This is a genomic window from Haliea salexigens DSM 19537 (genome assembly GCF_000423125.1).
In the GTDB taxonomy this organism is placed as follows: Bacteria; Pseudomonadota; Gammaproteobacteria; order Pseudomonadales; family Halieaceae; genus Haliea; species Haliea salexigens.
Genome location: NZ_AUHJ01000004.1, coordinates 222,851 through 240,870, shown reverse-complemented (window position 1 = coordinate 240,870; position 18,020 = coordinate 222,851). Strand labels below are relative to the sequence as shown.

At 60.6% G+C, this 18,020-nt stretch carries 15 protein-coding genes; 8 read left to right on the top strand and 7 right to left on the bottom strand.

The genetic code is table 11. The features are described 5' to 3' along the window. Positions 1 to 106: 106 nt before the first annotated feature. Genes G533_RS0106730 through G533_RS0106715 form a run of 4 tightly spaced genes read left to right on the top strand, consistent with a single transcriptional unit; the run spans position 107 to position 4,188 of the window. Entirely contained in the window at positions 107 to 1,804 is a 1,698-nt protein-coding gene (locus tag G533_RS0106730; RefSeq protein WP_027949299.1) for an FAD-binding protein, read from the top strand. Next, entirely contained in the window at positions 1,797 to 2,858 is a 1,062-nt protein-coding gene (locus G533_RS0106725; protein ID WP_027949298.1) for a 3-ketosteroid-9-alpha-monooxygenase, oxygenase component, read from the top strand. The genes G533_RS0106730 and G533_RS0106725 overlap by 8 nt, the downstream gene beginning before the upstream one ends. Before the next feature lie 59 nt (positions 2,859 to 2,917). Further along, a complete protein-coding gene (locus tag G533_RS0106720; protein WP_027949297.1) occupies positions 2,918 to 3,730 on the top strand; it encodes an SDR family NAD(P)-dependent oxidoreductase in 813 nt (270 codons plus the stop codon). Beyond that, positions 3,727 to 4,188 (top strand): nuclear transport factor 2 family protein, encoded by a 462-nt coding sequence (locus G533_RS0106715; RefSeq protein WP_027949296.1) that lies wholly within the window; start codon positions 3,727 to 3,729, stop codon positions 4,186 to 4,188. The genes G533_RS0106720 and G533_RS0106715 overlap by 4 nt, the downstream gene beginning before the upstream one ends. A 10-nt stretch (positions 4,189 to 4,198) precedes the next feature. On the opposite strand, the gene G533_RS0106710 is transcribed toward G533_RS0106715, so the two are convergent. From G533_RS0106710 to G533_RS0106685, 6 genes are all read right to left on the bottom strand, one after another. After that, on the bottom strand, positions 4,199 to 5,287 hold the full coding sequence (locus G533_RS0106710) for a DUF2855 family protein (RefSeq protein WP_027949295.1): 1,089 nt from the start codon (positions 5,285 to 5,287) through the stop codon (positions 4,199 to 4,201). A 78-nt stretch (positions 5,288 to 5,365) separates the two neighbouring features. Then, positions 5,366 to 7,495: a pyrroloquinoline quinone-dependent dehydrogenase gene (locus G533_RS20900; protein WP_051230051.1), complete on the bottom strand. Its 2,130-nt coding sequence runs from the start codon at positions 7,493 to 7,495 to the stop codon at positions 5,366 to 5,368. A 2-nt stretch (positions 7,496 to 7,497) separates the two neighbouring features. After that, complete coding sequence (locus G533_RS0106700; protein ID WP_027949294.1) at positions 7,498 to 7,920, bottom strand: PaaI family thioesterase; 423 nt, start codon at positions 7,918 to 7,920, stop codon at positions 7,498 to 7,500. A gap of 31 nt (positions 7,921 to 7,951) precedes the next feature. Next, the gene (locus G533_RS0106695) at positions 7,952 to 8,497 is read right to left on the bottom strand and encodes a nuclear transport factor 2 family protein (protein ID WP_027949293.1); all 546 of its coding nucleotides are present in this window, start codon (positions 8,495 to 8,497) and stop codon (positions 7,952 to 7,954) included. Positions 8,498 to 8,581: 84 nt separating this feature from the next. Then, positions 8,582 to 10,822 (bottom strand): TonB-dependent receptor, encoded by a 2,241-nt coding sequence (locus G533_RS0106690; protein WP_035526810.1) that lies wholly within the window; start codon positions 10,820 to 10,822, stop codon positions 8,582 to 8,584. 106 nt (positions 10,823 to 10,928) lie between these two features. Further along, on the bottom strand, positions 10,929 to 11,300 hold the full coding sequence (locus tag G533_RS0106685; protein ID WP_027949291.1) for a VOC family protein: 372 nt from the start codon (positions 11,298 to 11,300) through the stop codon (positions 10,929 to 10,931). A 138-nt stretch (positions 11,301 to 11,438) separates the two neighbouring features. Here G533_RS0106685 and G533_RS0106680 point away from each other — a divergent pair, with 138 nt between their 5' ends. After that, positions 11,439 to 12,779 (top strand): YihY/virulence factor BrkB family protein, encoded by a 1,341-nt coding sequence (locus G533_RS0106680; RefSeq protein ID WP_051230050.1) that lies wholly within the window; start codon positions 11,439 to 11,441, stop codon positions 12,777 to 12,779. Between the two features lie 26 nt (positions 12,780 to 12,805). Here G533_RS0106680 and G533_RS23390 read toward each other — a convergent pair whose 3' ends face one another. Next, on the bottom strand, positions 12,806 to 14,491 hold the full coding sequence (locus G533_RS23390) for an alpha/beta fold hydrolase (RefSeq protein WP_084638842.1): 1,686 nt from the start codon (positions 14,489 to 14,491) through the stop codon (positions 12,806 to 12,808). A 181-nt stretch (positions 14,492 to 14,672) separates the two neighbouring features. On the opposite strand from G533_RS23390, the gene G533_RS20890 reads away from it, so the two are divergent. From G533_RS20890 to G533_RS0106660, 3 genes are all read left to right on the top strand, one after another. Beyond that, entirely contained in the window at positions 14,673 to 15,062 is a 390-nt protein-coding gene (locus G533_RS20890) for a DUF4398 domain-containing protein (RefSeq protein ID WP_084638841.1), read from the top strand. A 29-nt stretch (positions 15,063 to 15,091) separates the two neighbouring features. After that, on the top strand, positions 15,092 to 15,886 hold the full coding sequence (locus G533_RS0106665; protein WP_027949289.1) for an OmpA family protein: 795 nt from the start codon (positions 15,092 to 15,094) through the stop codon (positions 15,884 to 15,886). A gap of 277 nt (positions 15,887 to 16,163) precedes the next feature. Continuing rightward, positions 16,164 to 17,438 carry a tyrosine-type recombinase/integrase gene (locus G533_RS0106660; RefSeq protein ID WP_027949288.1) on the top strand — a complete coding sequence of 425 codons (1,275 nt, stop codon included), beginning with the start codon at positions 16,164 to 16,166 and terminating at the stop codon, positions 17,436 to 17,438. Positions 17,439 to 18,020: the final 582 nt, after the last annotated feature.

The following is an 18,020-nucleotide window of genomic DNA, read 5'->3' as shown; positions in this document are numbered from 1 at the left end:
TCAGGCATTCATACCAGCACTCGTTTTGCGGCTATGCGACTTTCGGCCGGCAGGTTGCACCCGTATCCTCGTTGCCAATGCATAACAATCAGAAGCGAGTCAGGTAGTGCAATACGATCAGGAGGTTGACTGGCTGGTCGCCGGCAGCGGTGCTGCGGGCATGACCGGAGCAATAGCGGCACACCAGTTGGGCGGCCGTGTTCTGGTCGTGGAAAAGGAACCGCGCTACGGTGGCACGACCTGCAAGTCCGGTGGCGTGGCGTGGCTGCCGGGCAACCATCGGCAAGCCGAACTGGGAATCGATGACAGCGCGGAACAGGGTTGGCAGTATCTGTATGCGCTGATCGGCGAAAGCGTCTCCCCGGCGCGCTTGCGCGCCTTCGCCATGCGGGCGGGCGAGATGCTGGCGTTCATGATGCGCCACAGCCGTGTAGAGTTTACCCCGCTCCCGGAATACATGGATTACTACCCCACACAACCCGGCTACAAGTCCGGTGGGCGCTCCATGGACCCTGGCGCCTTTTCCCTGCGCGAGCTGGGAGCCGAAGCTGAGCGCATACGGGATGATTATTCCTCGATCCTGCGTTGTAATATTACCGTAACGGAAGGGCGTCAGCTGGGTGCCATGGGCCCGGCAGCGATCTGGTTGGGAGCCCGATTGTACGCACGCTACTGGTTGGATCTTCCTGCGCGCCTGCGTGGCAAGCGTGATCAGCGTGTCACGCTGGGCGCTGGTCTGGTGGCGCGTTTGCGGCGTTCGTTGATGGATCGCGACATCCCGCTCTGGCTGAACGCACCGCTGCAGGAACTACTGCTCGAGGATGGTCGGGTGAGCGGTGCCGTGGTGGTGAAAGACGGCGTGCCTCAGCGGGTGCGCGCGCGGCGCGGGGTGCTGCTGGCTATGGGCGGATTTGCCCACAACGCCACCATGCGACAAACTTTCCAGCAGGCTCCGATTGGGTCCGATTGGACAGCTGCGGCGCCCGGGGCTACCGGCGATGGTATCCGCATGGGGCAAGCGCTGGGTGCGGCGCTGGGGTTCATGCAGAGCGCATGGTGGTCGCCGAGCTACCGTATGCCCGATGGCAGCGTGCTGGCACTGATCGCTGGCAAGGCCTATCCGGGTTCCATCATGGTGAATCGCAAAGGCCAGCGCTTTACCAACGAAGCACAACCGTATGAAGACGTGGTCAAAGACCAGTACGCGTCGGAAGCGCGCGGGGAGGGCGCTATACCCTGCTACCTGATTTTTGACGCGCGTTTTCGCCAGCAGTACCCGGTAGGCCATATCAAGCCGGGTAAAATGGTGGGCGATTCCCAGCTCCCCGGTGAACTGTTCAGCTCGGGGCTGTTGACCCGGGCAGACTCCCTGCAGGGGCTTGCTGAGGCACTGGATATTGATGCATCCGGCCTAGCCGCCACCGTCGAGCGCTTCAATGAGCAGGCCCGTGCCGGACGCGACCCCGATTTTGGGCGCGGAGACTCTGAGCACGACCGCTACTATGCTGACCCGAAAGTACAGCCCAACCCCTGTCTCGGCCCGTTGGAAACCGGGCCCTACTATGCGCTGCGTTGTGACGCCGGCGATCTGGATACCAAAGGTGGGCTGCTTTGCGATGAGCACGCGCGCGTGTTGAAGGAGTCTGGCGACGTCATTCCGGGGCTCTATGCCGCGGGGAACACCAGTGCCGCGGTCATGGGTGATACCTATCCGGGCGCAGGGGCCACCATTGGCTCTGCCATGACCTTTGCCTATCTGGCGGCGCAACACGCACTGACCGATCAGGAGCCTGCAGATGAGTGATTCTCGCTACGCATTTCTGGAGCCGGGGCGCTTTGCCCGCGGTTGGCATATTGTCGCCTTCTCCAGCGAACTCGAGCCGGGCGCGGTGCAGCGCCTGCACTATTTCGGCGTTGATCTGGTGCTGTTTCGCGGGGAGTCCGGCGTGGCGGCTGTGCTGGATGCGCATTGTCCACATCTGGGTGCGCATCTGGCCAGCGACGGCGGCAGGATCGTTGGCGATGCGCTGGCCTGTCCCTTCCACGGCTGGACCTTTGCCGCCGATGGCGAGTGTGTCGACATACCCTACGCTGCGCGTATACCGGAGCGGGCGCGCCATGCGCTGCGCGGTTGGCCGGTACTGGAGCGCAACGGCTTCATTGCCTTGTGGCACGATCCCGAAGGTGGGGCGCCGGAGGACTACCTGCCCGTCATCAAAGAGTGGGGCCACGGTGAAGCAGGGTGGGGCGACTGGCGTTTTCACCGCTCGCGTATTCGTGCGCAGCCCTGCGACGTGATCGAAAACATTGTCGACATTGCACACTTCCCGCATGTACACGGTGGCGAGGTGCGCGAATTCGAGAATCGTTTCGGCGAGCGCACGGTCACCCAGGTGTCGCGTGTGCAGCAGACTGCATCCGCACGCAGTGTGATTCCGCCTGGCTTGCCGTTCGACATGGAGGCGATGCGGGCACTTAACGTTGACAACCCTGCGGATGCCTGGGGCGATGCCACCTACCACGGCCCGTCCATCATGTACTACTACACGGAGTCCCGCGGTGGCGCTGTCGACTACCGCAGCTGGTGGGTGAACTACCATACACCGGTCAACAGCGAGGAAGTGGACCTGTGTAGCGCGGTTATCGTCAGTGGGCTGGACGGGGAAGCTGTGCCCGAAGAATTTGCCGAGCAATACGCCATAGGGGCACACGCCGCGTTCGGCCAGGATGTGGAAATCTGGAAAGACAAGGTGTACCGGGCCGACCCGATACTCTGTGATGGCGATGGTCCGATTAACAAGTTGCGCCGCTGGTACGAGCAGTTCTACCTGCCGCGCAATGGTGCCGCTCAGCCATGATCGACGGTTGCACGCTGTAGTCGCAACAGTGTCGCGATCAACCTTATGGAGTACCGTGCATGAATACAACAGACTTTCTCGACCGCTACGGCCCCGCGGCCCTGGTCACCGGCGCGTCCTCCGGAATTGGCGCTGCCTTCGCCAGGCTTTTGGCCGAGGCAGGCTTTGACCTGTTGCTGGTTGCACGGCGGGCCGACCGGCTACACGACCTGGCTGGCGAATTGACTGCTGCGCACAACGTCAAGGTGACGGTGTGCGCGGCGGACCTGGCCGATCCCGCTGCGGTGGATGCAATCGCGAAAGCGGCGCAGGGCGTGGACATCGGCCTGTTGGTCAGCAATGCGGGCTTCGGGCTCAAGGGGCCGCACCAGAACAACGAACCGGAGCGCATGGCGGCACTGCTGCAGGTCAATTGCGCGGCGCCCATGCAGCTCACCCATTGCTTCCTGCCGGCACTGCTGGAACGGGGCAGAGGCGGAGTGATTCTTACCAGTTCCGTGGAAGGCCTTATGGGCATTCCGTTCTCTGCCGCCTATGCCGCGAGCAAGGCCTTCACCAACAGCCTGGGGGAATCGCTCTGGGGCGAGCTGCAGCCTGCGGGTATCGACGTGCTTGCCCTGTGCCCCGGGAGCACCGATACCGAGGCGCATGCACTGCAGGGCATTGATCCCGCGACGCTGGAGGGCATGATGTCGCCCCGGGAAGTTGCCGAACTCGCGCTGCTGAACCTGGCTAATGGCCCGCTGTATATTGCCGGGGAGCAGAACAAAGCCATGTTTGATGCGCTGCTCGGCATGCCGCGTCGCGATGCCCTGCGTCAGATGGCTGATAACATACGCGCCGTGCTGTTGCCGCGTGGGGAAAAGCCATGAGCGAGCCGACGCTCACGACACTGCTTGCTGAGCGCGCAATTTACCGCAACCTGGTTGCGGTGGCGCGAGGCATGGATAGCCGCGACTGGGACGGCCTCAAGGGCCTTTTCATGCCCAATGTGACAGCAGACCTGGGTACCGGTGAGCTGCAGGGGGCAGAGGCGATCGTCGCGTTGTTGCGTTCATTTCTGGATGCCTGCGGCCCAACCCAACACCTGCTGGGCAACGTGCTGATCGATGTTAAGGGTGACCGCGCCAGCAGCCGCGCCTATGTGAGTGACATGCACCTGGGCAGCGGTGCGAGCGAGGGACAGACCTTCTGCACCCTGGGCGATTACCACGACGAATGGCAATTGGTTGATGGGTGCTGGCTGTTGCGCCACCGCTGCAAGCACAACCGTGGCCATATCGGTTCCTTTGCCGTGCTGGGCCCCGGCCCGGAACACTGGCAGGCTTGAAGCCTGCGATTTACGCCCTTTCAGCCAGTGACAGCAGCAATCCGCGCTGGGCAGGTGCGCGGTTATCGAGAAGTTCCAGCCAGGCTGTATGCAGGGCACTGGTACCGTGCTGGTGTTCAATCACAGTGTATTGTGCAGTCGCGTTGGCGATCTCGGCACTGGCCCGGGTTGCTCGCGCCATGATAACGCCGTGCCCCCACTCCTGCTCGCGCTTGGCGATCTGGGCGGGGGCGAAAAAGAACTCTGGCTTGGGGCCTGGGAGCGTTTCTTTGTTGGCCGGCGCATCCCAGTGCGTGAGACCGACACTGACGCTGGCCCTCAGCTGCGAGCCGAGGCCGCGGTGCACCGCGCTGATGACACCAGCGTCTCCCGACATGTCGACATAGACGCTGGCCTGCTTTTCAATATCCGCTTCTGCGCCATAGTTAAGCACCTGATCGTAACAACCCAGCGTGCGGACAAATTCGCTGTTCCCGGAGGATGTCAGGCCCACGACGGGCGGGGCGTCGTCACGTTGGTGCAGTAGCCAGGCGAGTCCGTAAGCGGTTTTGGAAGAGGCGGAGCCAATAATGATCTGGCGGGACTGAAACCAGGCGTTGTCCTGCAGGTAGTCGCAGAGCACAAAAGCCGTTGAAAACAGGGGGAACAGCAGGCTGCGCTGATTCTCCATGGCCTGCAGAAAGTCGGCTTCGGCAGTCATACGGCGGAAGTTGTTGTACAGCCCTGGCAACGCCTGTCGATGCGCGGCGACATCCGTGAGTTGATCGTGCCGAATCCGGCCTGCCGTCAGCAGGGTGTGGCTGGCCATCGGGAAGAAGCCCCAGATCCGCTCGCCCACCGGTATGTCCGGATGCGCCGACTCCAGCACGGTGCCACTGCCCCAGGCCGGGACGTTTCCCCAGGGTGCCGGTGCCGGATAGTATTGCCAGTAGCCAATCATGTCCCCACTGGCCGCATAGCTGACGTTGTTGGATGTCAGCGCGAACTGGTCGATACGCACCAACAACTGGTCGTTCGTCAGTGCGGGGCTCTCGTACTGTGCAAGGTGGGTCTCGCGAAAATTGTCGCGGTTGACCTGGAATTCGCTGATGACGGTCATGGGCGGCTCTCGTTGCGAACGAAGCACGATAGTCGCACTCGCTCCCACACAAGACAACCGCCGCTTTGCAGTCGCGCCTCAGTCAGCCGTTGGCTCAGGCAGGGCAAAGGCGAGGTACTCATCACCGGTGGGCGTGCCCAGTTTGCCGCCGCTGGCGGTAATGACAATGTATTGTCGGCCGTCGATGGCGTAGGTGGCGGGCGTGGCATAACCTCCGGCCGGTAATTTATAGTCCCACAGCAGACGGCCATCGCGTTTGTCGAAGATACGCAGCTTTTCGTCCGAGGTCGCGGCGATAATCAGCAGCCCCCCCGCCGTGACCACCGGCCCGCCGAAGTTGCGCGTACCTGTTGGAGCGATACCCCGCTCCGTCAGTGCCGCGTATTCTCCGAGCGGTATTTGCCAGCGGATCTTGCCGGACACAAAGTCGATGGCAGTCAAGGTGCCCCACGGTGGCTTGATCGCAGGGTAGTATTCGGCATCGACGAAGTCGCGGTAACCGGCAAATACGTGCACCGTTTCCTTCTCGGTAGCGTCGTCGTCAACGGCGGGTTTCAGTTCACCGGCGCTGAGCGCAAACAGGTAGTCCACCACGGCATCTCGCTCGTGGCGCGACAGATGCCCGAACGGCATCATGCGGCCCTTGCCAGCCGCTACCACGTCCAGCGCTTCCCGGCGCGATATGCGCTGTTCAACCCCGGTAAGTGCTGGTGCGTAAGGATAGAAACCCTGGAGGTCCACGCCGTGACAGCCGGCGCATTGCTGGCGAAACAGGAACGCGCCAACACCCATGGTGGACCCGCGGGCCACCTCCACCGCTTCCATTTGCAGGATATTCGGGGCATTGGTGGCGTTGATGTAGTAGAGGTTGGTTTCCGGGTCAAACGCACCGCCACCCCAGTTGGCGCCCCCGTAGAATCCCGGCAGCAAGAGGGTTTTGCGCAGGCCTGCGGGGCGCAGGTAGGCAAGTTCGTGTGCCTCGTCCCACACCTTGCGTGCCGCCGCATTGGCTTCCGGTGACAGGTCCGTGAGGTCATCGACGGTCATGTGTTGGCGTGCGAAGGGTTCCGGCAGAGTGACGCGCGGCTGCGTTGCTGCGCTGTAAACCCCGGGAATGTCCGATTTGGGAACGGCAACTTCCTCTATGGGAAACACCGGTTCACCGCTGTCGCGGTCGAACAGGTAGACCACGCCTTCCTTGGCGGCCTGGGCAACCAGATCGCGCGATTTACCGTCTTCAGTCACGGTCACCAGAGTGGGTGCGGAGCTCAGGTCGCGGTCCCAGAGGTCGTGATGCACAGTCTGGAAGTGCCAAAGGCGCTTGCCGGTGCGAGCGTCCAGCGCCAGCAGCGTGTTGCCGAACAGGTTGTCGCCGGCGCGGGCAGAGCCGTCAAAATCGGGGGCGGGGGAGCCGGTTGGCACATAGACGACGCCGCGCGCAGCGTCCACGCTCATGCCGGCCCAGGCATTGGCGCCGCCGCTGGTTTCACGCGCGCCCTCCGGCCAGGTGTCGGCGCCAAACTCGCCGGCCGCGGGAATAGTGCGAAAGGACCAGACAAGCTTGCCTGAGCGCACGTCGTAGGCGCGTATATCACCCGGCGCGGAGCCCGCGGTCTCGGTCACCGCCGAACCCATGATGATCAGGTTGTCGAAAATCACGCCGGGGGAGGGGGCGTTGATACTCACCTGCTCCGGCTTGCGCCCCAGGCCCTCGCGCAAATCCACTCGGCCCTGTGCGCCAAAGCCGGGAATCAACTTGCCGTTACTGGCATCCAGCGCCATCAGGAAATGCCCTGTGGTGAACAGGATGCGCCGGTCGTCGCCATCCTGCCAGAACGTAACCCCGCGCATGTTCGACATGCCCGCATGTTCCTCGCCAGGTGTGAAGGTCCAGCGTTCGCGCCCGGTGGCCGCATCAATGGCAAACACGTTGTAGAGCGGGTTGCGACCGTAGAGCACACCGTCTACCACAATCGGATTGACCTGCAGCTCGGAACTGTGTGGCAACGGCGCGCCAGCAGCACTGGCATAGCGCCAGGCCAGCGTGAGTTCCCCTACGTTATCGCGATTAATGTGCTCAAGACTGGAATAGTGGGTGTTTCCCGCATCGCCGCCGTAGCTGCGCCATTCCACCGCGTCCTGTGCCAGTGCGGGTAAACAGGCTGCGCCGAAGGCAGCGGCAAAACCGAGTGAGCGTCGGGTCGACATGGTCAGTCCCTCTTGTGGCGCACAACTTTCGCCGTGGCGGAGGCAACGGCGGCCAGTTGGCCGGCCGGGTTTATCAGCGAGCCCTCCAGAAAGGAAATGCTCTTGCCGCATTTCACAACCTTGCCCCGGGCAATAATCCTGCCCGCCAGCGTGGGCTCCAGAAAACTGACCTTGAGCTCCAGCGTGGGCAGCGCGGCAACGTCTGCCTGCTGCATGAACAGCGCATGTGACATGGCGGCATCCAGCATCACGGTAACATTGCCACCCTGCACGACGTTGATTGAATGGCAGAACTGTTCGCTGACATCAAACTGCATTTCCGCAGTCCCTTCAGCTTCGTCAAAGTCCAGCAACTGCCCGTTCAGCACCTGCAAGCAGGGCGGGATATGCGCGTTGGCATTTTTCAGCTTGTCGGCTTTAGTCATGTGTGTCCTTATCAATAGTGCCTGCGTGAGGCTAGCGTTTGCCCCACTGCAACAGTTCGAAAATGGAATAGGAAGGGTCCTTGCGACCGGGTTGCCCGATGTGGGCGCCGTCGATGATCGGGTTCTTCAGGTTCACCAGCGAAGGCTGGTGCAGGTGCGCCCAATCCGCATCCACCGCGCGGTAGGTGAATTTCCAGACACCGTTGCGCTTTTCGTACTTGTCAAAGTAGCGTCCGCCGATCAGCAGATCCAGCGGCCCCTCGTCAGTGCTGATCTTGTGGAAGGCGAGTATGTACACCTCACCCTCCGCACGGTCCCCGTCGAGTTTGATGTTCACAGTAGTGACGTTGTGGTGCAGGATTTCCATGTTGGCCTGGATGTCCGGCAGGGTATCGATGAACTCCATGGCCAGGCCCTTGAAAAACGAGCCGTGGTCGTCGATTGCATCCTCGTGATACAGCGAGCGGAATTTCTCGTTGTCGTGGCGATCCGCCGCGTTGCAGTAGGCGTTGATCAGCTCCATGATGGCCTGCTTGTCCAGCAGCGCCTGTAGCTGTTGTTCCATATCCGGGGTCATGTGTGGCTCCTTGAGCAGTCTCGTTATTTTCTCTGTGCTACAAAGAACAATGGCGCCCGCAGGCGCCATTGGCAAGTGCGAGTTCTAGAACTCGTAGGTGGCTTCGACGCCGTAGGTGCGCGGGTCACCAAAGTAGCTGGCGGTCCAGAGCCCGAACGGGATGGTGTTGATGCGGTATTCCTTGTCCGCCAGGTTCTTGCCCCAGAGGGCGAACTTCAGCGCCTGGCCGTCACCCACCGGCACGTTGGCCAGAGTGACGCGACCATTCAGCAAGCCGTAGGGGCGAACCTCAGACGTGGCGTTCTGGCTGGGCTCGATGTAGGGCACGTGGCGGTCAACGAACTCGTAGTCAAGGCGTGCTGTGAGGTCACCCCAACTGCCAGTGGCGACGGTGTACTCCGCCGACAGGCTGGCGCTGTTGCGTGGTGCGTAGGGGAAGTCCTTCTGGTCCTTCACGTCCACACCGTTCTCGATGAACTCGTTGTAGGTGGTATCGAGGTAGCCATAGCTGGCCGCGAGTTCCAGCTCTGGAATTGGCAGGGCAACCAGTTCCACCTCGAAGCCCTGGATGGTCGCTTCACCCGCGTTCTGCACAATGGAGGCGGCGCTGCTGCCGGCAACGAAAATCGACATCTGCATGTCGGTCGACTCGTTGTAGAAGTAGGCTCCGTTGACCTGCAGACGGTTGTCGTTCCAGCGCGACTTGATACCGACCTCGTAGGAGAGAATTTCTTCTGCATCATACGGCGTGGTGAAAGCCGCTTCGAACGGCGCTTCACCGTTGAAGCCGCCGGCTTTCCAGCCGTTGGCGATCTTGCCGTAGATGTTCACGTTGTCGCTGGCGTCCCAGGCGGCGACGAAGGTGGGCGACACGTTATCGAAGCTCTTCTTGGCCCGGCCAGAGAACGGAGCAGGGTTGCCCTGTGCATCGACGTCATTCGGGTGATCGATGTAGGTGTCTTTGGTTTCTTCCGTCCAGCGCGCACCCAGGGTCAGGGTCAGGCGGTCCTGGAAGATATCCGCTGCCGGGCGCCACTCAACCTGGCCGAATACCGCAATCGAGTCGTTGTCGAAGCCGTAGCGGTTCTGTGAGGTGGGAGAGCCGAAGGCACCGAAGAAGCTGATCGGGTTGTACACCGCGGCTTCTTCCTCGAAGTAATACAGGCCGAATACGTAGTTGGTGCGGTCGGTGGTGCCAATCATCTGCACCTCATGAGACGCCTGATCGTAGTCGATGAAGCGCGCTGAGGTGAACAGGTTGACCGGTGAACCGTCGATATCGATGTCGTCGTCCCAGTCCAGTGAACGATCGTTGCCGATGTAGCGCAGCGTGACGTCTCCCAGCGCGCCCCAGCTGCCCGCATCATAATCGGCAAACAGAGACCGCGAAATCGACTTTGAACGCTCAAACTTGGCCTGGTCGAGGCTTACGCTGTCGCGGTTTTCATTTTCGCCGGTGACATACGGCGCCAGCAACGCGTTCACGCTCGCCGGATCGTTGGGGTCCAGGTAGGTGAGCTGGTTCTTGGAGGGAGCCAGGTCCAGATCGCTGTAGTCCCACGTGTAGCGCAGTTCTAGGCGGTCGCTCGCTTCCCAGAGAATATCGTAGCGCCCCACGGTGTTGTCGATGTTGTTGAGTTCATCGATCAGCATCGGGTTTGCGAGTGGGTTGCCGAAGGGGTCGGCGACGTTGTCGTACAGGCCGTCACGCTCGCGGTATGAACCGGTCACCTTGGCCATGACTTGCCCGGCGCCACCGAGGTCGAACGCTGGAAGATCCAGGCTGCCGTAAACAGTGCCCAGTGAATAGTTGCCGACACCGGCGCGCAGCTTGCCGCTGAACTCCCCGCTGGGCTTGGTGGTTATCAGGTTGACGGCGCCGCCCACAGTGTTCTTGCCGTACAGTGTGCCCTGTGGGCCACGCAACATTTCCACGCGCTCCAATTCGGCGATGTCAAAAATGCCACCCACGTTCTTGCCGATGAACACGCCGTCGAGGTAGATGCCGACGGTGGGCTCCCAGGTAATGGCCGGGTTGATAGTGGCAGAACCGCGAATGGCGATGGTGGCGGCCGATGTGTTGGATGGCGAGCGGGTGATCTTGACGTTGGGTACCGAGGTGCCGAGGTCGTCGATGGTGTTCACGCCCTTCTGCTCGAGCTGGTCAGCATTGAAGGCGGCAATCGAAATGGGGGCGTCCTGCAGCGTCTGTTCGCGCTTCTGCGCGGTGACGACCACTTCCTCGAGGCCCTGTGCCATGAGGCTGGCGCTGCCGGCAGACAGGTATGCTGCGACCAGCAGCGTGATGGGCTTGCGTGCGTACATGAAGATTACCTCTTTTCTTGTGCGGTTTTTGCGGGCGCAGAGAGTACGGCCGAGCGGGCCGGCGTTGCATACCTTGTTTGGGGTATGCAACGCCGGCCGTGGTAGGTCATCCGAAGACGTAGAAAGCGATCTTGTTGCCATCCGGGTCACGCACGTAGGCGCCGTAGAACATGTCAGGTATACGTTGCCCCGGCTCGCCGTCGCAGCTGGCGCCCAATGCAATCGCCTTGTGATAGAGCGCGTCAACGGTTTCCTTGGTGCCGCCATTGATCGCAAACATGTTGCCGTTTCCGGGGTCCGGGGCATCACCATTGAAGGGGACGCAGACGGCCAGCATGGGCTGATCCGTTCCGGTGCCGAAAAAGGCAATGCGATCCATATCCATGGTCATCGTGGCGCCCAGGTCGGCCAGCAGGTCTCCATAGAAGTCCTTGGCTTTGACCATGTCGTTTACGCCGATGGTGATATATCCAATCATGTGGTGTCTCCTTGAGGGTGAGCGGCTATAAGCGGCCGGGCAACAGGATAGCCGAAATCGTGCAGACGGCCCATGCCCCCGGCTTTTCAATCTGCGCTATGATGACGGGCACAACCCTCGCAGGTAGAAGGAGACGTCATGCAAGGCCCGACAGGGATATACGGCAGCATCAGGGGCTTTCTGCTCAATGAACTGTGGCGGGTCGATCTCGAACAGCTCTCCAGTGTGCAGCGGTGGGCCTACAAATCCATACGCTTCCTGTTCGTGCTGGTGCGGGAGATTTCCCAGGGCCAGTTGACCCTGCGCGCCATGAGCCTGGTGTACACCACGCTACTGTCCATGGTGCCGTTGCTGGCCGTGAGTTTTTCCGTACTCAAGGCCTTTGGCGTACACAACCAGATTGAGCCGTTGCTTTACAACCTGGTGGCGCCGTTGGGCGACCAGGGGCACGAAATAGTGCTCAACCTGCTGGATTTTGTCGAGAATATGAAAGTGGGGGTGTTGGGCTCTGTGGGTTTGGCTCTGCTGCTGTACACCGTGGTGTCGCTGATCCAGAAAGTCGAAGTATCCTTTAACTACGTCTGGCGGGCGAAGTCCTCGCGCCCCATTTCCCGGCGTTTCAGTGACTATCTCAGTGTGATCATGGTCGGGCCGGTGCTGGTTTTTTCTGCCATGGGCCTTACCGCGTCCATGATGAACAGCGGCATCGTGCAGGCCGTATTGAACATTGAGCCGTTCGGCAGCCTGCTGGTGCTGCTCTCGCGCCTGATCCCTCTGCTGCTGGTGATTCTCGCGTTTACCTTCGCTTACGTGTTTGTGCCCAACACCCGGGTCAGTTTCGGCTCGGCATTTGTCGGCGGCGTGGTCGGAGGGACGCTGTGGCAGGCATCCGGGCTGGTATTTGCCGAATTTGCGGCGGGTTCCACCAAGTACGCGGCCATCTATTCCGGTTTCGCCATCCTGATCATGTTCATGATCTGGCTTTACGTCAGCTGGTTGATTCTGTTGATAGGGGCGCAGGTGGCGTTTTACCACCAGTACCCCGAGCGTATTCGTCTCTCCGACCAGCGTGTGGCCCTCAGTGGTCGCTTCCGCGAGCAACTGACCCTGCTGGTGATTTTCCAGATTGCCCGGGCGTTTGTGAGCAAGGCGCCGCCTCTGACGGTGGATGCGCTTTCCGACGTACTCCAGGCCCCGCCCGATCGCGTGGGCGAGGCGGTGGAGCTGCTCGCGAGCCGGGATCTGCTGGTAGAAACCAGCAGCGAGCCACCCGAATATCTGGTGGCGCGCGACCCGGCAACGGTCACCATTACCCAGTTACTGCGCGCAATCCGCAGCCCCAATGAAGAACAGGCGCTGATGGAGCAGCGTGTGGTCTCAACCGCCGCGGTGGATGAGCTGCTGACGGGTATCGACGAGGCCGTGAGCGCCCAACTCGGTGAGCGTACCCTGCGCGATTGTGTGGCGCCTGACGCGTAGCGGCCAGTGTGTGCCGGGGAGCTGGCTCATTCGCCGACCACATTCGCGTTCACGATGTAGTCCAGCAGCGGGTAATGCGTGAACACGTAGTCGGCGCCGCCCTGTTCCAGTGGCCCCTGACGGCCGTGGCGCATGCCGCCACCCGCGTTGTTGCCGTACAGCGGGTACAACCGCTCCACCACGTCCATGCCGGTAACCACCTCGCCAAAGGGCGCGAAGCCCTCTTCATCCAGCTGCGCGTTGTCGCCGAGGTTAATGTACACCTGGGTTGAGCGGGTATCTGGCCCGGTCATGGCGAACGCGACGCGGCCGATCGTGTTACTGGCTTTTGCGGGGTCGTCGGTCAACGTGATCGCTTTCCACGCTGCTGTCACGGCGGGGTAGGGGCTGAGCCCGAACTGGGCGATATACCCGGGCATAACCCGGTTGATGTGTACGCCGTTGTAAAAGCCGTTTCTCACCAACTGGTAGAAGCGGTCTGCGCCCCTGGGTGCCCACTCGCGGTGCACCTGTATCGTAAAGGCACCTTCGGTGGTGACAAAGCGGGCCTGGAATTGCGCGGGTGCTTTAACGTCCCAGGCATTGTCCGTTGTGTCCAGCAGAGCCGGTGGGGGGGCTTTTTCGCGTGGTGCCTCCGGCGCCGTGGCCGCCAGGAGCTGCGCCAGATAGGGGCCCCAGATGGTGGGCCGTGAGTGCGTGCTGTGGCCGCGCGTCATGTCGGTTATCGGCAATACCACGGCGCGGGCACCGGGGATGCGCGCGGTTTCGCGCTCCAGAATGCCGAGTTCCGGTGGGTTCACCTGGTCGTCTGCGGAGTTGATGGCCAGCACCGGGGCCTGTATTTTCTCCAGATGCGGTGCAGGGTTGTAGAAGCGCGAGGCATCAAACGCGTAGATGAGGTCGTTGGCATCAATGCGCGAGCGGTAGCGTTCCACCAGCGTGTCCATCAATGCCTCCGCGGATTCCCGGGTAGGGGCCTGCAGTTGGTACTGCAGCGGGCTGGACACCATGAACAGCAGGCCGTACATGGCCTCCTTCAGGGCCGGGGGCTGTTCCTCGTAATCACCACCGTTCCACGCCGGATCGTCAGTGACCGCGTCAATAATCATCTTGCGCGTCATGCGGTTGCGCCCTGCAATTTCCACCGGCAGGCTGGCCAGGGGTAGCAGGGCGTCCATGAACTGCGGGTAGGTATAGCCCCACACCCAGCTCATCATGCCGCCCATTGAGGTGCCAGTGACCAGACGCAGGTGGTCTACGTCCAGGTGTTCAGTGAGAAGCCGGTACTGCGCCCGCACCATGTCATCGTAGGTGTACTTGGGGAAACGCGCCCGGAGCCCATCACTGGGTTTGCTGGACAGGCCGTGGCCGATGGCATCGGGCAGGATGATGTAATAGCGGCTGGCGTCCAGCAGCTGCCCCTCACCAAACAGAACACCGGCGAAATGGTCGCTGAGAAACCCATCGCCGCTGCCCGTGGTGCCGTGCATGATCAATACCGCATTGTTCACGCGGCCATCGTCGCCGCGGCGTGGGCTGCCCAGTGTGTAGTAGTGCTGGCGCAGGTCGAGCACAGAGCCATCATCGAACGTGAAGTCTTTCAGCACCTTGCTGTCGGCATGGTGGTCGAGCCCGTCATTGACCGCAAGGCTGGCGGGTGCGAGCAGCAGCACGGCGAGTGTGACCAGGGCCTTGGTGTACGCGCTAACCATGGGCGTTTACTCCTGTCGGGGCTGATTGTGAGAGCTTTCAGGCAGGCTGTAATAATACCGCTTCTGTAACGTGTTCGCCGCTTGTTTAGTCGCCGGGTCGAGCGCACTATTTGCGCGTCTCACCCCTATCACCGAATGTACTTGGGTAACCGGCAGTTACCCGCAGAGGAGTAAAGCGACGATGACGTTAACCCAACCCCGATGGTGGCGGCTCGCTGCCCCCGTATTCGCTGGCAGCGTTTTGATGATGGTCCAAGGCTGCAGCAGCACACCACGCCCCGAGGGGGAACTGGCCAGCGCACGCACCGCCGTGGTCAGCGCCGAGAACAATGAGGCGGCCGCGCATGCGCCGGTGCCCATGGATCGGGCAAAAGAGAAGTTGCGCCGGGCACAACTCGCCATGCAGCAGAAGGATTATGCGGAGGCAAAGCGCTTGTCTGACGAGGCTGCCGCGGACGCCGAGTACGCCCAGGCCTTTGCCAGCAAGACGCGTGCAGAAACTGCCCTCAGCGAGCTGGAATCGAGCATTGAGGCATTACGCAGCGAAATTGAGCGCAGTCAGCGCAACTGAGCGCTACCTATCCGATAGCAGGAGATATCATGAACGTATTATCGGTTTTAAAAATGGGTGCGCTGGTTGCGGCCTCGGCGATGTTGGTGGCCTGTGGCGGCTTGCAGAAGAACCAGGCGCTGCTGGATGCGGAGGCAAGCTACAACACGGCGAAGCAGAACGAGACAGTTTTGCGCTACGCTGGGCCGGAATTGCAGCGTGCAAACAAGGCACTCGAATCCGCGGCGGTCGCTACGTCAGCAGAGGATATGACGTCGCTGGCTTATGTTGCCAAAGTGCGTACCGACACAGCGGTTGCCATCGCTGACCGCAAGGCCGCGAGCGAGAAGCTGAAGTCGTTGGGAAAGACCAAGGACCAGATCCTGTTGTCGGCTCGCGAGGCCCAATTGGACGCTCGTGAAGCAGAACTGCAGCGCTCTCAGGCAGATGCAGACTCGCTGCGCAGGGAACTGCTCGCACTGCAGGCCGTGAAAACGGAACGCGGTATGGTCATGACACTGGGTGATGTGCTCTTTGCCACCGCCAAGGCAGACCTGCAGCCGGGCGCCGACAGTACCATCCAGCGCCTGGCCGGTTTTCTTGAGGAATACCCGGAGAAAACCGTCTTGATTGAGGGCTTTACCGACAGTACCGGCGGGGCCGATTTCAACCAGGGTTTGTCAGAGCGGAGAGCGCTGGCTGTGCGTCAGGCACTGGTCGATGCCGGTGTGAGCGCAACGCGCATCAGCACCGAAGGTTTCGGCATGTCCCGTCCTGTGGCGGATAACGCGACAGCGGAAGGGCGGCAGATGAACCGTCGCGTGGAAATCGTGATTCAGGACTGATACCGTACGGGCTGGATTGCCAGCCCTTGGCCAGAAAACTGTTACCTATCCGCCGAGAATAGACACGTAGAAGGTGGTGCCGGAGATATGAATTTTTGCCAGTCTCAGCATGTCTTAATCTGTCGTAAGAATGCTATAAATAAAGAGGTTTCCTAAATTTCGTTGTTTCTCCCCGTTTCATGTTGTAGCATCTAATTGATCCTCCTATTTAGGGATAGAAATGGGGACCTAGGAGTTCGGTTCCCAAAAGTGCGGTATCACCTTTGAGGTGTTGACAATGCCGAGACTCGCGCGGGAGCTGACCGATGCCGAAGTCCGCCGCCTGAAATGGGCCAGGGTCCAATCGGGTAGCAACAAGGGGGCGGCCTGTACCAAACTGCACGCCGTCGGTGGCGTTGGAGGGCTCTATCTGCACTGTGCTCCACCCGTGTCCGCTAACACCACGTTTGCGCGCTCGTGGATACTGAAAACCCCTATCGGTAAAGACATACCTGAGCTGGGATTAGGTCCCTATCCTGAAGTAACGCTTTCCGTGGCACGTCAGAAGGCCCGGGAACTCAAAGAACAGATCAGGCAGGGCATTGATCCACGCGTGACGCGAAAGGCGCTCGCCTCGGCTTTGGTCGCCGAACAGGCCAAGGCAGTCACCTTCCACACTGTGGCTGACAGGTTCATCGTCAAGAAAGGCAAGGAGTTCAAGACTGCCAAACAGGTCCAGAAATTGACCTCGCACCTCGAAACCTACGCTTATCCGATATTGGGTAACCTGTTGGTCTCGGATATCGAGCGGGCGCACATCATGAAAATGTTATCTCCCATCTGGGAGACCAAAACTGAGACCGCAACCAGGGTTAGAGCCACAGTCGAGCGCATCCTCGATATGGCAGGGGCAGAGGGTCTCCGCACTGGCGACAACCCAGCTCGCTGGCGTGGCAATCTCGACTTATCCCTGCCGCTGCCGGGCAAGGTGAGAAAGGTAAGGCATTTGGCGGCCATGCCGGTCGATGAGGTTCCGCCATTCATGCGCGAACTGGCTGCCAAGGAAAGCACCGGTGCAATGGCTCTGCGGTTCGCTATTCTGACCGCTGCCCGGTCTAGCGAGATACGTGCCGCCATGTGGAGCGAAATCGACTTCAAAGCCAAGGTCTGGGTGATTCCGGGCGAGCGCATGAAAGGTGGTCGCGACCATAAGGTACCTTTGTGCCGCGAGGCGGTAGATCTGTTGAAATCACTCTCCCGCGACCATGATTCCGAGGTGATTTTCGTGAGTCCGACCGGCAACATGTTATCGAACACGACCCTGACAAAGGTGTTAAAGGATATGGGCCATCAGGTCACGCAGCACGGCTTTAGGGCAACGTTCCGTACCTGGGCCCAGGAACACACTTCATACCCCGAAGAAGTCTGCGAGCTCGCCTTGGCACACGTCAACAGCGATGCCACCCGCGCCGCCTATGCCCGGTCTGAGCTGATCGAAAAGCGCCGCAACCTGATGGCCGATTGGGAGCGATTTTGCCGCGAAGGACTGTCATCCAAGGGGAAGGTGAATTAGATCTGGGTGCGCAAATGATATGCAGTGCGGAGTCGCAGGTCCCGGGCACCAATAGTTTATATAAAACAATAACGTATAGAATAAGATAAAAATACACTTCAAAAAATTATATTACCTGAAAATGTTGCTTTACCGCCCCTTGCGGTTCGATGTTCTCACCACTGGCTGCCCAATCATACGACTCGGTCCAATGTTTGCACCAGACGAGGTAGTAATCCGGTTTGAACACGCCGCTTCGCTACTACCGCCGTAAATCCCCACGGCCACTCGAGGTCTCGGAGCCGGTCTTTTGACGAGTTACCAAACTCTACCTAGATGGTGACCCGAATGCAGGTCTGTTCGTTTGATCGAAAACAGACCGCATCGGGAATTTTGGCAAGCTGCCGCGCCAGACTTGCCAGCCCGCTATTCCGGGAGTGTGACAGTCTCCCCCACGCCGCCACCATGCATCCCGCATTATTGATTTATATAGATTAATAAGAAGTAGCGGTATATTTGCCAACAAAAAGTTCAACATACTGCGCGACCTGTTGCGGCGCTCTATCCAACGGCTCTACCACATTACACGGGGATAGACCGGTG

Excerpts from the sequence above, each read along its gene's own strand:
- G533_RS0106725 (WP_027949298.1), top strand. The coding sequence starts at position 1,797 with ATGAGTGATTCTCGCTACGCATTTCTGGAGCCGGGGCGCTTTGCCCGC.
- G533_RS0106720 (WP_027949297.1), top strand. The coding sequence starts at position 2,918 with ATGAATACAACAGACTTTCTCGACCGCTACGGCCCCGCGGCCCTGGTC.
- G533_RS0106715 (WP_027949296.1), top strand. The coding sequence starts at position 3,727 with ATGAGCGAGCCGACGCTCACGACACTGCTTGCTGAGCGCGCAATTTAC.
- G533_RS0106710 (WP_027949295.1), bottom strand. The coding sequence starts at position 5,287 with ATGACCGTCATCAGCGAATTCCAGGTCAACCGCGACAATTTTCGCGAG.
- G533_RS20900 (WP_051230051.1), bottom strand. The coding sequence starts at position 7,495 with ATGTCGACCCGACGCTCACTCGGTTTTGCCGCTGCCTTCGGCGCAGCC.
- G533_RS0106700 (WP_027949294.1), bottom strand. The coding sequence starts at position 7,920 with ATGACTAAAGCCGACAAGCTGAAAAATGCCAACGCGCATATCCCGCCC.
- G533_RS0106695 (WP_027949293.1), bottom strand. The coding sequence starts at position 8,497 with ATGACCCCGGATATGGAACAACAGCTACAGGCGCTGCTGGACAAGCAG.
- G533_RS0106690 (WP_035526810.1), bottom strand. The coding sequence starts at position 10,822 with ATGTACGCACGCAAGCCCATCACGCTGCTGGTCGCAGCATACCTGTCT.
- G533_RS0106685 (WP_027949291.1), bottom strand. The coding sequence starts at position 11,300 with ATGATTGGATATATCACCATCGGCGTAAACGACATGGTCAAAGCCAAG.
- G533_RS0106680 (WP_051230050.1), top strand. The coding sequence starts at position 11,439 with ATGCAAGGCCCGACAGGGATATACGGCAGCATCAGGGGCTTTCTGCTC.
- G533_RS23390 (WP_084638842.1), bottom strand. The coding sequence starts at position 14,491 with ATGGTTAGCGCGTACACCAAGGCCCTGGTCACACTCGCCGTGCTGCTG.
- G533_RS20890 (WP_084638841.1), top strand. The coding sequence starts at position 14,673 with ATGACGTTAACCCAACCCCGATGGTGGCGGCTCGCTGCCCCCGTATTC.
- G533_RS0106665 (WP_027949289.1), top strand. The coding sequence starts at position 15,092 with ATGAACGTATTATCGGTTTTAAAAATGGGTGCGCTGGTTGCGGCCTCG.
- G533_RS0106660 (WP_027949288.1), top strand. The coding sequence starts at position 16,164 with ATGCCGAGACTCGCGCGGGAGCTGACCGATGCCGAAGTCCGCCGCCTG.